At 57.4% G+C, this 12,759-nt stretch carries 11 protein-coding genes; 3 read left to right on the top strand and 8 right to left on the bottom strand.

The features are described 5' to 3' along the window. Positions 1 to 37: 37 nt before the first annotated feature. Together ACZ5CE_RS11560 and gluQRS are read right to left on the bottom strand one after the other, a co-directional pair. On the bottom strand, positions 38 to 1,201 hold the full coding sequence (locus ACZ5CE_RS11560) for an NAD(P)/FAD-dependent oxidoreductase (protein ID WP_464575060.1): 1,164 nt from the start codon (positions 1,199 to 1,201) through the stop codon (positions 38 to 40). A gap of 62 nt (positions 1,202 to 1,263) precedes the next feature. Next, entirely contained in the window at positions 1,264 to 2,187 is a 924-nt protein-coding gene (gluQRS, locus tag ACZ5CE_RS11555) for a tRNA glutamyl-Q(34) synthetase GluQRS (protein ID WP_464575059.1), read from the bottom strand. 636 nt (positions 2,188 to 2,823) lie between these two features. On the opposite strand from gluQRS, the gene ACZ5CE_RS11550 reads away from it, so the two are divergent. Further along, positions 2,824 to 3,639 carry a methane monooxygenase/ammonia monooxygenase subunit C gene (locus ACZ5CE_RS11550; RefSeq protein WP_464575058.1) on the top strand — a complete coding sequence of 272 codons (816 nt, stop codon included), beginning with the start codon at positions 2,824 to 2,826 and terminating at the stop codon, positions 3,637 to 3,639. Here ACZ5CE_RS11550 and ACZ5CE_RS11545 read toward each other — a convergent pair. Further along, complete coding sequence (locus ACZ5CE_RS11545; RefSeq protein WP_464575057.1) at positions 3,636 to 3,851, bottom strand: hypothetical protein; 216 nt, start codon at positions 3,849 to 3,851, stop codon at positions 3,636 to 3,638. The genes ACZ5CE_RS11550 and ACZ5CE_RS11545 overlap by 4 nt on opposite strands. Positions 3,852 to 3,887: 36 nt before the next feature. Here ACZ5CE_RS11545 and ACZ5CE_RS11540 point away from each other — a divergent pair, with 36 nt between their 5' ends. Both ACZ5CE_RS11540 and ACZ5CE_RS11535 read left to right on the top strand, forming a co-directional pair. Then, positions 3,888 to 4,712, top strand: a complete 825-nt coding sequence (locus tag ACZ5CE_RS11540; protein WP_464575056.1) for a methane monooxygenase/ammonia monooxygenase subunit A — start codon at positions 3,888 to 3,890, stop codon at positions 4,710 to 4,712. After that, on the top strand, positions 4,712 to 5,971 hold the full coding sequence (locus tag ACZ5CE_RS11535) for a methane monooxygenase/ammonia monooxygenase subunit B (protein ID WP_464575055.1): 1,260 nt from the start codon (positions 4,712 to 4,714) through the stop codon (positions 5,969 to 5,971). Before ACZ5CE_RS11540 ends, ACZ5CE_RS11535 begins: the two co-directional genes overlap by 1 nt. Positions 5,972 to 6,440: 469 nt before the next feature. On the opposite strand, the gene pdxR is transcribed toward ACZ5CE_RS11535, so the two are convergent. From pdxR to ACZ5CE_RS11510, 5 genes are all read right to left on the bottom strand, one after another. Continuing rightward, complete coding sequence (pdxR, locus tag ACZ5CE_RS11530) at positions 6,441 to 7,943, bottom strand: MocR-like pyridoxine biosynthesis transcription factor PdxR (protein ID WP_464575054.1); 1,503 nt, start codon at positions 7,941 to 7,943, stop codon at positions 6,441 to 6,443. A 239-nt stretch (positions 7,944 to 8,182) separates the two neighbouring features. Further along, positions 8,183 to 8,779, bottom strand: coding sequence for a NapC/NirT family cytochrome c (locus tag ACZ5CE_RS11525; protein WP_464574880.1), 597 nt, complete (start codon positions 8,777 to 8,779; stop codon positions 8,183 to 8,185). Continuing rightward, complete coding sequence (cycA, locus tag ACZ5CE_RS11520; protein ID WP_464574881.1) at positions 8,779 to 9,486, bottom strand: cytochrome c-550 CycA; 708 nt, start codon at positions 9,484 to 9,486, stop codon at positions 8,779 to 8,781. Before cycA ends, ACZ5CE_RS11525 begins: the two co-directional genes overlap by 1 nt. A gap of 388 nt (positions 9,487 to 9,874) precedes the next feature. Further along, positions 9,875 to 10,978: a hydroxylamine oxidation protein HaoB gene (gene haoB / locus ACZ5CE_RS11515; RefSeq protein ID WP_464574882.1), complete on the bottom strand. Its 1,104-nt coding sequence runs from the start codon at positions 10,976 to 10,978 to the stop codon at positions 9,875 to 9,877. A 3-nt stretch (positions 10,979 to 10,981) separates the two neighbouring features. Then, entirely contained in the window at positions 10,982 to 12,706 is a 1,725-nt protein-coding gene (locus tag ACZ5CE_RS11510) for a multiheme c-type cytochrome (RefSeq protein WP_464574883.1), read from the bottom strand. Positions 12,707 to 12,759: the final 53 nt, after the last annotated feature.

The raw sequence follows: 12,759 nt of genomic DNA, 5'->3' as shown, positions 1-12,759 counted from the left end.
ATCCACGAATGTGTTTGGGATCTGGTACACGGACTTGTCATAGAAGATAAGAGTTGATTCCTTCCAGCAGTAAATCGTATTGCGCCTCCACCACTTCTTTTATCACCAGTGCCGGCATGCCGGTAATGACGTTACCCTCCGATGCCAGCCATCCCACCGCATCCTCCGGCCCCAGGCTGATGACATAACCCAGGTCACGGTGCAGATAAGGTTCAAGCAGTTTCAACGAGCCGGAGTGACGCAGCATATTTCGAGCTGCAAGTGTTCCTTTACGCACGGCGGATTGAGCGGTGCAGGTGTTCGAACCAAAAGCCTCAAAGCTCGAACAATCTCCCGCCGCAAAGATATTTTGCAGTGTTTTTTGTCCAGCCAGGACTTGCCCAAATGCGTTTGTGGAAAGCAAAGGGGAGCGGGTTTTACCCACGAATAGAAACGAGAAAGTGGAAGGTAATGCATATTGCCGGCCACTTTCCATCTCCTCCAGCACAATTTCATGCCTTTGCTGCTCCCGATAGAGCGTGCGCGGGTAAAAATCGATGCTCATTTCGGACATCCGGTCCTGTGCATAGGTGGAAAAACCTGCCGGAAATGGGCTGAGTATTCGGGTATCGCCATGAATCAGGCGTAGCCTTCGCTGAATTTTCCGGCGCTTGAGGAAATGAGCAATTTCAAAAAGAAACTGGATCCCTGTTGCTCCGCCCCCAATTACAGTAATCGGCCCCTCCGCGATGCCATCGCTATCATGACCAACGCGGGTGTCCCACAGGTTGGATCCCGCGATATCCATGAAGTCATGCAGGTCCGCCACATTTTCAGATTCGAGGATGGGCGCGGGATCGGAACCGGATGCAATCAGCGCATAGTCGAATTCCAGGATTTCGCCGTTGACAAGAATTGATTTGTCGTTCTGCCATTGCAGGAGCGCATCTGCCTGCCACGCCAGTCCAGCACAAATATGGCGGCAGCCGTATTGATTTTCCAGCATCGAAAACGGTATCTGAAAATCTTCAAGCGGGTATCTGAAGGTTTCGTGCAGGTGGGTGATCTTCAAATGATGCGGCCGGGGATCGATAATGGTGACAAGCGCTCGTGGCATATACCGAAAAATTGTCACCAGGGCGGCTATTCCCGCATATCCCGCACCGATGATCAGAATTCTAAGCTGCGTATGCCTGGGTATATAAAAAGGCAGAAAAGACACAGTATCTCCTTTCAAAATACGGGAAAAGATTCGATTTTCATTTATTATACTCGTTTTGAACCTTATTCCCCGAGTCCACCATCATCGATATTCATGCGCAGCGTGATGGCTTCCGGTTTCCAACTGCTTATCGCCCATTCCCAAAGCGTTTTTACATTTGCCCGAACCAGTTCTGCCGGTGGCATTTGACCCAGGAAGCGCAACGCCTCCATCAGCTGAGGTATCGGGCGAGAAGCATCCAGCGGCGCAGCCCCGGTCTGTTTGCTGAGCTTTTCACCCCGGGCATTGGTGACGACGGGAAGATGCATATATAGCGGCGTGGGGTAGCCCAGTAATCTCTGGAGATAAATCTGGCGGGGAGTGGAATTCAGCAAATCCTCTCCACGCACCACGTGCGTAACCCCTTGTGCAGCATCATCCACCACAACCGCCAACTGATACGCAAAGACTCCATCGGCACGGCGCAACACGAAGTCGCCAACATCGCTTTCGAGCCGTTGTTGCATTCGGCCATGCAACGCATCAGTAAATTCAATCGGGTTGTTATCCGTTTTTAAGCGTCGAGCGCCAGTTTGTCCTTTATCGGAACCAGCACGGCAAGTACCGGGATAGATCGGCCCCTCAATTCCCCTGATGCTGGAATCAGCGATTTCCCTGCGGCTGCAGAGGCAGGAGTAAACCAGGCCGCAGTTTTCAAGTGCGCAGAGCGCGGCTCGGTACGCTGCATCCTGCTGGTTCTGATACATCGGTTTGCCATCCCATTCCATACCCAGCGCTTCAATCATGCGCAGTATTTCTTCCGATGCGCCCGGAGGTTCACGGGTGGCGTCCAGGTTTTCCATCCTGACCAGCCACTTGCCATGCCGTGACCTTGCCTCCAGATAACTTCCCACGGCGGTGACGAGCGATCCAAAATGCATCGGTCCCGTAGGCGATGGAGCAAAACGACCGATGTAGGCGGAATCTTGAGGGTTGTTGATGGGCACAGGTGAAGGCGATATTCTGACCTAACGGCAACAACAGACAACAACACTTGAATGGTGGCGGGTAGTATACCGAATAACACCAGAGCGGGTATTTCCTGCTGGTTTCTCCATGGCATTCATTTGCAGGGTAGTCACAACCGCTGCTGAAGCTTCATGCTTTACGACTGAGCTGGAAGAAAACCTCGTTCTCCGCGTTCTGCCCGCATCATCGCCTTTCACGCACTCATCCGCAAAGCCCCTGTCTGCGGCGGAGGCGACATTGGGAGGGCGCCCCGGCAAGTTGGCGCTGGCGGTGGGAGACAAACTGCTTGACTTGGGCGATCTTCGCGGATAGTCTTTACGGGGTTGTGGGTATGTAAAGTATCTGTAAGGACGGGTGGACGGGCGGGAACTGGCGGGATCGGGATATCGGGGAAGGGAAGATATTTTGGATTGTGCCGGGTAGCATCGGCCGGGCGCCAGGGTAGTAACGAGTGTAACAAGTAACGGGAAAGAGAAGAAAGAAGGAAGCCCGATCCGGGAAGCGAGCATGCTGGCCTGCAGTTCTTGGGGCAGGAAGGAAGGAATGGGGGCAGGCGGCAATGCGGCCGGGCAGGAAGGAGCGGCACTTGATCAACGCAATAGGAGATAAATGAAATGGCAACAACACTAGGGACGTCAAGCCACGCGGCGTCGAGCGGACGCGACTACGACATGTCGCTGTGGTACGACTCGAAGTGGTACAAATTTGGGTTATTGACCATGCTGGGCGTAGCGATTTTCTGGATTTGGTTCCAGAGGACGTTTGCCTACTCGCACGGGATGGACTCGATGGAACCCGAATTCGAGAAGGTATGGATGGGTCTGTGGCGGGTTCACATGATCGTCATGCCGATATTTGCACTGGTGACCTGGGGCTGGATATGGAAGACCCGCGACACCAAGGAACAGCTGGACAACCTGGACCCCAAGCTGGAAGTCAAGCGTTACTTCTACTGGATGATGTGGCTGGGCGTGTACCTGTTTGGCGTATACTGGGGCGGCAGCTTCTTCACCGAGCAGGACGCCTCCTGGCACCAGGTCATCATACGCGACACCAGCTTCACCCCGAGCCACGTGGTGGTGTTCTACGGCTCCTTTCCCATGTACATCGTCTGCGGCGTGGCGAGCTACCTGTATGCCATGACGCGCCTGCCGCTGTACTCGCGCGGGACCTCGTTTCCGCTGGTCATGGCCATTGCCGGCCCGCTCATGATTCTGCCGAACGTGGGATTGAACGAATGGGGCCATGCCTTCTGGTTCATGGAAGAACTGTTTAGCGCGCCGCTGCACTGGGGCTTCGTCATCCTGGGCTGGTCCGGGCTGTTTTCTGGCGGCATTGCTGCCCAGATCATCACCCGCTACTCCAACCTGACCGACGTCGTCTGGAACAACCAGAGCAAAGTCATCCTCAACAACCGCATCGTACCCTAAGAAACGAAACACTGGAACACGGGCAACAGAAGAGGAAGCAGGAACGCAACAGAGGAACTGGCGGCTGCACCCCCGCAAACTGCAGCAAGCAGCGGCCCGGGAACCCGGGCAGCCGCCGCAACACCCAGGGAACAGCCTGCGCCCGGCTTGCGCGACACGCAAGCAATCGCAAGCGCAAACACCGCGAGCAGGCGGCAAGGAACATTTCGCAAACAAGGAATCAACGACACACATGAGGGGAGGGCGCGATGAGCAGAACAGATGAAATAATACGGGCGGCGAAAATGCCGCCGGAAGCGGTAAAGATGTCCAGGATGATAGACGTGATCTATTTTCCCATTCTGTGCATTTTATTGGTTGGAACCTACCACATGCACTTCATGCTGCTGGCAGGAGACTGGGACTTCTGGCTGGACTGGAAAGACCGGCAATGGTGGCCGGTGGTCACCCCGATCGTGGGCATCACCTACTGTGCAGCCATCATGTACTACCTATGGGTCAACTACCGGCTGCCCTATGGCGCCACCCTATGCATCGTCTGCCTGCTGGTAGGCGAATGGCTGACCCGGTTCTGGGGCTTCTACTGGTGGTCGCACTACCCCATCAACTTCGTGTTTCCCTCCACCATGATACCGGGAGCGCTCGTGATGGACACCGTCATGCTGCTCACCCGCAACTGGATGATCACCGCCCTGGTAGGCGGAGGCGCGTTCGGACTGCTGTTCTACCCCGGCAACTGGCCCATTTTTGGCCCGACCCACCTGCCGCTCGTGGCTGAAGGCGTGCTGCTCTCCCTGGCCGACTACACCGGCTTCCTGTATGTACGCACCGGCACCCCCGAGTACGTGCGGCTGATCGAACAAGGATCGCTGCGCACCTTTGGCGGCCACACCACCGTCATAGCCGCGTTCTTCTCCGCCTTCGTCTCCATGCTCATGTTCTGCGTATGGTGGTACTTTGGCAAGATCTACTGCACCGCCTTCTTCTACGTCAAAGGCCCGCGTGGACGCGTATCCATGAAGAATGACGTCACCGCCTATGGAGAAGAAGGGTTTCCGGAGGGGATCAAATAATGAACGCAAAGAACCTGATCAAACTGGGCAAAGTGGGGATAGCCGGCGTAGCTGGCGCTGCCACCCTGGCCTTGAGCCTCATGCTTGACATCTCCCCTGCGGCCGCGCACGGCGAACGCTCGCAAGAACCGTTCCTGCGCATGCGCACCATCCAGTGGTACGACATGAAATGGGGTCCTGACACCACCAAGGTCAACGACATCGCCACCATGACCGGCAAATTCCACCTTGCCGAAGACTGGCCGCGCGCCGTAGGCAAGCCGGGACGCGCCTTCTTCAACGTTGGCAGCCCCAGCCCCGTGTTCGTGCGGCTCTCCACCAAGCTCAACGGCGAACCCACCTACATCTCCGGCCCCCTGGAGATCGGGCGCGACTACGCCTTTGAAGTCAGGCTCAAGGCGCGCATACCCGGGCGCCACCACATGCACGCCATGGTCAACATCAAGGACGCAGGCCCGATTGCCGGCCCTGCCGCGTGGATGAACATCACCGGCAGCTGGGACGACTTCACCAACCCCGTCAAGCTGCTGACCGGCGAGACCATAGACACCGAGACCTTCAACTTCAACAACGGCATGTTCTGGCACATCCTGTGGCTGGGCCTTGGCATCTTCTGGATCGGCTACTACGTAGCCCGGCCCATGTTCCTGCCCAGAAGCCGGGTACTGCTGGCCTATGGAGACGACCTGCTGCTCGACCCCATGGACAAGAAAGTGGCCTGGATCGTTCTCATTGCCACCTTTGGCATCGTCTGGGGCGGGTATCGCTACACCGAGACCAAGCACCCGTACACCGTCCCCATCCAGGCGGGCGAATCCAAAGTGCAACCCATGCCCGTCAAGCCCAACCCCATCGCCATCAAGGTGACGCACGCCAACTACGACGTGCCGGGGCGTGCCCTGCGGGTGACCATGACCGTGACCAACAGTGGCGACACCGCCTACCGCATAGGCGAATTCACCACTGCGGGCGTACGGTTCATCAACAAAGTGGGATTGAAGCACCTGGACCGCAACTATCCGAAGGAACTGGTAGCCACCGGACTTTCGTTTGACAACGACAGCCCGATCCAGCCCGGAGAGACGCGCGAAGTCAAGATGGAAGCCAAGGACGCACTGTGGGAAGTACAGCGGCTGATGGCGCTTCTGGGCGACCCGGAAAGCCGGTTTGGCGGATTGCTCATGACATGGAGCGATTCGGGCGACCGCAACATCAACAGCATAGCAGGCGCTGTGATACCGGTCTTCACCAAACTCTAAAGCAACCCAGGCGAAACACCGGTCCGCCACCGTCGCCAGACGGCAGTGGATCGGTGTTTTTTAACGTGAGCGAAACAGAAGCATAAAGCAAAAAAGACAACGAACAATCCAATCAGTTTTCAGTCCAGGTTATTTTCGCCGAGCCTCTACTAATTAAGTGAGGTAAACCCCCGGCTTTGCCGGGGGACTCCGAAAGGTTTGACCTTTGCGTCGGTCGGAGATGGTTTTGAATCGGTGCATGGAACTGGAGAGGCCCTATGATCGAAGTAATGTTTGCAAGAGAGATCAACTTTGGAGCTGTACGCCTCACTGCGCCGCGAAGCGGCTCACGGTTTTGAGACCCCTTTGAGGGGTTCACCCAATAAACCACCGGCTTTGCCGGTGGTAATTTAATTCGAACTGCCATCCTGAAAGGAAAGAAGAAAACGATCAGTCTTGATCGTGATGGAGCTGACGCTTGCTGCTGCGGTCAAGTTATGTCCCGGGTCAGGATATTGGGCGGAAAATCTCGAAATGCGTCCGCTATTCGCCGGATGCCGGCACGAATCTGATATTCATTGAGAGATGAAAAACCGAGTACTAGCGTGCGTGCACTATAGTCACATTTCCCGAAATCACAGGCAGTACCGGGGCCAATTGAGTAAATGCCGACTCCTTGACGTAAAGCCAATGCCTGGAGTTGAAATGCGTCCGGGTAGCTTTCCGGTAAATGCCAGGCGAGATGCAGGCCACTTTCCAGGCCAGAAAGCTGGACAGGCCCGAAATGCTCGTGTAACGCTTCCACAAGGCAATCCCGCCTCTTGCAATAGAGATTACGCATGCGTCTCAAATGGTTGCCATATGCGCCACTGCGAATGAACTCAGCCATTGTAGCCTGATCGAGCCAGGCATGCCCACTGTTGAGCAATGCCTTGGCCGCACGTGCTGCCTGTACCAGGCTTTTGGGTACGACCAGATAGCCCAGGCGTAATCCAGCTCCCATGGATTTAGAAAAAGTACCCAGGTACATCACGCAACCGTAATCATCCAGTCCCATTAGAGCAGTCAATGGCGAACCGCGATACCGAAAATCCGAATCGTAATCATCTTCAATGATGTATGCTCCGCAACGCCTGGCCCAATCGAGCAGCTTTAGGCGGCGCTCGATAGGCAGTGTGAAGCCCAGGGGATACTGATGAGATGGGGTTACATAAAGAAGTGCGACGCCCTCCTTGGGCAATTGTTCCACATTCAGTCCCGATTCATCCACTGGCACCTGTATCAATCGGGCGTAATAGCTCTCGAAGAGGAGAGCTGCTCCCTGGTAACAAGGATTTTCCGTTGCGACGAGGGTCCCGTCTTTGACGAGAAGGCGGGCAGCCAGATTCAGCCCTTCCTGCGAGCCAGCGGTAATGATGATCTGATCGGATGACACGCTGATTCCACGCGCTACCCCCAGGTGATCGGCAATAACCTCTCTTAGCTGGGATAATCCGCCTGGATCACAATATTCGGTGAAATTGAAATGAGTACTGGTGGAGGTGAATGTCCTGTTGATAAAGCGGCGCCATATCTTATGCGGGAATAGATCAGGATCAATCCTGTCAGGATAGAAATCGAAATCCAGATTTCGCGGATTTCGCGCCGGCACTCGTCCGATAAAGGGTATTACAGGCCGATCTATCGATTCCCCGCTGATGGGAACTGAAGTCGCGATCCGGCGCGTGGCGGCAAGGCAGGTTTCAGGAAGCTCAAGATTTACATAGGTTCCAATTGCCTTTCGGGCTTGAAGATAGCCCTCTGCAATCAGCCGATCGTAAACCAGCAGAACCGTATTTCGGGATGTGCCCAGTTGCTCGGCGAGCACCCGGCTGGCAGGGATGGGAGTGCCTGGTTTCAGCCTTCCCGCCAGGATCAGGTGCCGGAGCTGCTCAAAAATCTGTCCTTGCAGGGACTGCCGGCTGCCGTGGTCCAGCACAATGGGAATTGCCATAGTCTTTTTGCGGCACACGCGAGTGCCGATTTATAATCCAGGGCCTGTTAACACTTGTTTCTCGCTTACGACCCAGGAAGGTAGCGGGTTTCAGGTGCGAACCGCACAGCGGAGCAGGCCTTGGCAAGTTCCGGCTAAACTCCTTCTGGCGCAGATTGACCGTAAGAGCCAACAAGACGTGGCAAGCCTGATTTTATACGGTTAAAGCGGTCAATAGAGTTGCGCCTGGCGAAGGCAAACTATTCCTCCTCCTCTTCGTCGTCCTTATCTTTTTTCTCGGGTTTCAGGACCATTTTGCCTTCCTTGAGGCTGGCATTGAGGTCGGTCTCGGCCACTTCCTTGTGCACCAGGTTCTGGTGGCAGTCGATGCAGGTTGCCCCCTCGGTCTCCATCTTCTTGTGCGCCGCCTTGGCATCGCCCCCCGGCGGCTGCGGGTTCTTGTGGCATTCGCGGCAGGTCCTGCTGTCCCATTTCTTGAGGTTCATGCGCGCATCGTGCGCCATGATGAGCCTGCGCTCGTTGAATTTCTCCAGGGTGGAGTAGTCGTTGGCATATTCCAGGTACAACTCGCGCGCACCATCGACCACGTGCGTGGCCACAGCCAGGTGGAAGTTCTTGAACCCCTGCGGGATGTGGCAGTCCTTGCACCCGGGATTGGCACCCAGCGCTCCATAGTGGGAGGAGCTCTTGAGCTCTTCGGCCGGATAGGACATCGAATGGCAGCTGGTGCAGAATTCAGTGGTGGAGACGGCGGCCTCGCCGCCGAATACCACCGCCACCATGACGATCCCCAGTAATACACCCCCAAGCAGGGTGCCTGTGCGCGCCCCGGCCATCAGTCTTCCGTGCCCGATTTCTCGCCGACTTTGGCCTTGGACTGGAAGTCGTCATGGTACTTGAACTTGGGATCGCCCTCGAAGGTGCCGTCCAGCTTGTAGTGCTCGTGCATGGCCTTGGTGTCCTTGACGTATTTGTCGAAGTCGAAGGTGTATTTCTTGTCCACTTCAGGGGTGAACGGGGTGTAGGGTTCCTTGGCCCCCTTCCACGGCGAGCCCTTGTAGTTCAGGTGGCAGGCGTTGCAGGATTCCTCGAACTTGAAGTCCTGCCCGGCATCGGCCAGGCTCTGGCGCGGGGCGGTCTTCTTGGATTTTTCATACGCCGCCCCCGCCTTGCGGTGCATGCCGCGATACTTGGAGCCGGGGCCGTGGCAGGATTCGCAGCCTACGCCAGTGGTGAATTTGCTGGGGTCCTCGATGGTGTAGCCGCCTTCCTTGCCCCAGCCGTCCACGTGGCAGCCCACGCAGTCCTTGTCCTTGGTGTAGTCTTTCTTGGGATCGAGCTTGGCTTTCTTCTTGGCTTCAGCCTTGGTGTTGGGCTTGAGCGAGTCCATGGCCTTGGCGTGGGCGGTCTCGCCCCAGGATTGCGCCTGGCTCTTGTGACAGGAACTGCATTTCTTGCGGCCTTCGAATGATTGGGCGGTGGCACTGCCCGCGAATACCGCCAGCATGGCTGCCGCGGCAAGTGCAAATGTCAGGGGGCGCATGGTTTCTCCTTTTTTATTCGGGAATGAAGATCTGTTCGTATCCGTGAATTATCCGTCTCTTATCAGGATATCCAGCAATCCCCACAGGGATTTCATTTCGGGATTCCTGCCTTTATTCCCATACTGTATCGCTGGTTTATCCAAACGGGTAGCACCAGTACCATCACTCTTTCTGGTACCATGGTACCGCGTCCGCCAAAGCCGGTAGCCAGGCATGAGGGGCTCTCTCTATGGCGGGGTCGGGCAGCGCAGGAACGCATCGGGCGCAAAGCCCAAAGCCGCTTGTCATCCCGGCAGCACGTGCCTTGCGGTCGAGCACAAGGGGTGCTGCATGGGGACGCATCTTGCAGCAGGGGAGGTCTGCCAGGGATCAAACCTTGCCAGGGGTTCAGCTTTCAGGAGCAGCCGGGACAGGGGTTGCAGGGGTTGCACTGGCTGCATCAGCTGCAGGCCTGGCCCCGGGGATCTGGTAGACCCAGTAACCGCCTTGCTGGTAGATGAGCTGCAGGGCGGTCAGTTCCAGGGGCATGGTTTCGGTGAAGGGCAGCATCTGGGCGATCAGGGTCTGGCTGCTCTGGTCGTCGCGCAGGAAGTAGCCGCGCACCATCTTGTCAGAGATGGATTGCAGGGTGTAGGTGTGAAAGCCGTTGCCCTGCATCCAGTTCTTGAGGTAGCCGATGAGGCCGTGCATGTTGCCTTCCATGGGGAAGTTCTTGTAGGTGATGTCGAATTGCTGGGGCCGCAACAGCCCCAGCTTGTAGAGGTCGGTGACGTGGATGACAAGGTAGGCTTCGCGTTCACCCGCGAGCTCGCGCAGCTGTGCGGCGCCTTTTTCGGGGGCGGCCAGCAGGGCGTCGGCAAAGCGCTGGAACTGGCGCTGCTGTTGCGCGTCGGGGGCGCCACCCCAGAAGCTGTCTTCGTATTGGCGGATGCTGTCGCCGCGGTTTTGCCAGTGGGCGGGAATGATGAGGGGTTCGCCCAGGTGGGAGGTGAACAGGGTGTCGCGCCCGGCCAGGAGGCGGATCTGGCGGGAGGTGTCCCACCAGCCGAGGATGAGGGCGTCCCTGGGGGCATGCTTGCCGATGGCGGCAGCCAGGGTGATGAGTTCGGAGAGCTTGCTGTCGGTGGACAGGAGCAGTTCGCTGGTGCGGTTTTCCCAGTCGAGCATGACAGGCGGGGTGGCGCCCTGGCGCGCGGTGTGGAGGATGGCTAAAGGCTGGTCCACGCCTTCGGTGCGGATTTCGTACTGGGCGATGGCAAGGTCGGGCCAGGCTTCCAGTCCCAGCTGGCTGAAGGTGTCGGCATTGCCTTCCTGCACCAGTTGGTAGCGGTAGGGGGCGGGTGGGGGATTGAACCAGAGCCAGGCAAACCAGGCAAGCAAAAACACGCCTCCCGCCACCAGGAGGATGCCCAGTGACGGGAGGAGTTTGTTCCCCGGGCGCGCCGTGCTTCGGTCAGCGCTCGGGGAGGGGGTGCCGGTGGAGATGGCCAAGCTTTACTGGCGCTCGCTTCTTTCGCGCCGGCGCCATCCCGCCAGGGCCAGGGTGCCAGCCAGCAGCATGCCCCCGCCCAGGCCGCCCAGGGAGAGCTTCTCGCTGTTGCCATCGAGGTCGAGGAAGCTGGTGCGGCCTTTTTCCATCTTGGCTACCCGGGCCTGCAGGGCGGCCATTTCACGGATCTTGGTGTTCTCGTCCATGACTTCGACGTAGGCGCGGTTCATGGGGCCCCAGCCTTCGGTGTAGGTCCAGCCGCCCGGGTTGACGTGCGCCAGTCCTACGTGCAGCTTGGGCAGGTCGTTTTCTCCCATTTCCAGCACCTTGAGTTCGATGGCGGCAGGGTTGTTGTCCTTGGACCAGTAGAGCTGGGTGAAGCCTGCGAACATTTCCTTGTCAGGCGGCAGCGGCAGCGGCCGGTTGGTCTTCTGTCCGGTGAGCAGTCCTTCCTTGTAGAGCTTCTCGGCTACACCGTGCGCTTCCTTGAATTTGGCGATGCCGTGCAGGGTGCCTTTGTCCATGAATTCCAGGTAGGAGCGGGCAAAACGCTCGCTGTGGCACTGGGTGCAGGTCTTGACCCAGGAGTCCAGCCGGGCTTCGGACCATTCGCTGTTGATGTTCTCGGCTATGCCAGGAACAGCCGGGTAGTTGGCCCAGCGGATCTTCCTCACGACGTTGTGGCTGTATTTGCCTTCGTATTCAAAGTGGCAGCCGGCACAGGTGGGGGCGGTCTGTCCGCCTTTGCTGTAGGCGTCCTTGAGCGGCGCTTCCCAGTTCCATTTGTCGCCCATCATGGAGACGATCTTGCCGTGCTTGCTCATGGAGTACGCTTCCCAGTTGTTGTGGTCCACGCCGCTGTGGCAGGTGGCGCACGCTTCGGGTTTGCGCGATTCGGCTACGGAGAATTCGTGACGGGTGTGGCAGGAGTCGCATTTGTTCTGGTTGGTGTGGCACATGCTGCAGCCTTCGGCGATCTCGCGCTGGGGCATGGCGGCAAATACGGCAACTTCAACGTTGGCTTTCCAGTCCAGTGCGTGCGAGGGGCGCCCTTGCGGCCATTGCTTGTTGGGCCAGACGAGGGTGTCGCGCTCGGATTCGCGCTCGGCAAATTCCTGCAGGTGGCAGGTGCCGCATACGTCCGCCGTGGGCATGCGCAGGTCCTTCATGTGGTCGGCTTTCTTCTTGGTGTTGATGTCGACGTGACAGTCGATGCAGCCAACTTCCTTGAGCTTTTCATTGGCTCCCAGCCGCCCCATGGAGCGCAGGTTCTTCTCAACGTCTTCCAGCTTGGCTTTCTTGTAGTAGGTGGGGTCGCTGGGCTTTAGGTTCCTGACCTTGTCCAGGTTGGCGTGCGTGCTCTTCTTCCAGGCATTCACCCATATCGGCGATTCGTCCGTGTGGCATTTGACGCATTCCTGCCGCTCGGCCACTTCTTTCATGGAGGTCGGCGGCTTGTAGTAGGAGGCCGGGTCAAAATACATGCTCATGGGTATCGGCTCCCAGTATTTGGCCAGCGTCCCTCTCCCCGCTCCTTGCTCAGGGTCCTTGTAGCGCTTGGTCACCGCTTCGTGCAGTTGCTTGGGCGATGCGCTCTGTTCCAGATTCAGCGCTTTGTAGGTCTCCTTCGGTACGCTCGGAAAATTCGCCTGCGCTCCCGACGCCAACATCAACCCTACCCCTATCCCCACCGCTCCCTTACATACCCTCAGCCAATACTCGGCTCCCATCGCTCTCTCCTTTCCAATATATATTTGTCATGAGGCACATGTTGTTCCCGTTT

This window comes from Nitrosospira sp. TNL200 (genome assembly GCF_055386305.1).
The sequence above is the reverse complement of the archived record's forward strand: the minus strand, read 5'-3'. Positions and strand labels throughout refer to the sequence as shown.

Bases quoted from the DNA above. Each gene is read 5' to 3' on its own strand.
- ACZ5CE_RS11525 (WP_464574880.1), bottom strand. From the start codon at position 8,779: ATGGCCGGGGCGCGCACAGGCACCCTGCTTGGGGGTGTATTACTGGGG.
- ACZ5CE_RS11535 (WP_464575055.1), top strand. From the start codon at position 4,712: ATGAACGCAAAGAACCTGATCAAACTGGGCAAAGTGGGGATAGCCGGC.
- cycA (WP_464574881.1), bottom strand. From the start codon at position 9,486: ATGCGCCCCCTGACATTTGCACTTGCCGCGGCAGCCATGCTGGCGGTA.
- ACZ5CE_RS11550 (WP_464575058.1), top strand. From the start codon at position 2,824: ATGGCAACAACACTAGGGACGTCAAGCCACGCGGCGTCGAGCGGACGC.
- ACZ5CE_RS11540 (WP_464575056.1), top strand. From the start codon at position 3,888: ATGAGCAGAACAGATGAAATAATACGGGCGGCGAAAATGCCGCCGGAA.
- ACZ5CE_RS11510 (WP_464574883.1), bottom strand. From the start codon at position 12,706: ATGGGAGCCGAGTATTGGCTGAGGGTATGTAAGGGAGCGGTGGGGATA.
- pdxR (WP_464575054.1), bottom strand. From the start codon at position 7,943: ATGGCAATTCCCATTGTGCTGGACCACGGCAGCCGGCAGTCCCTGCAA.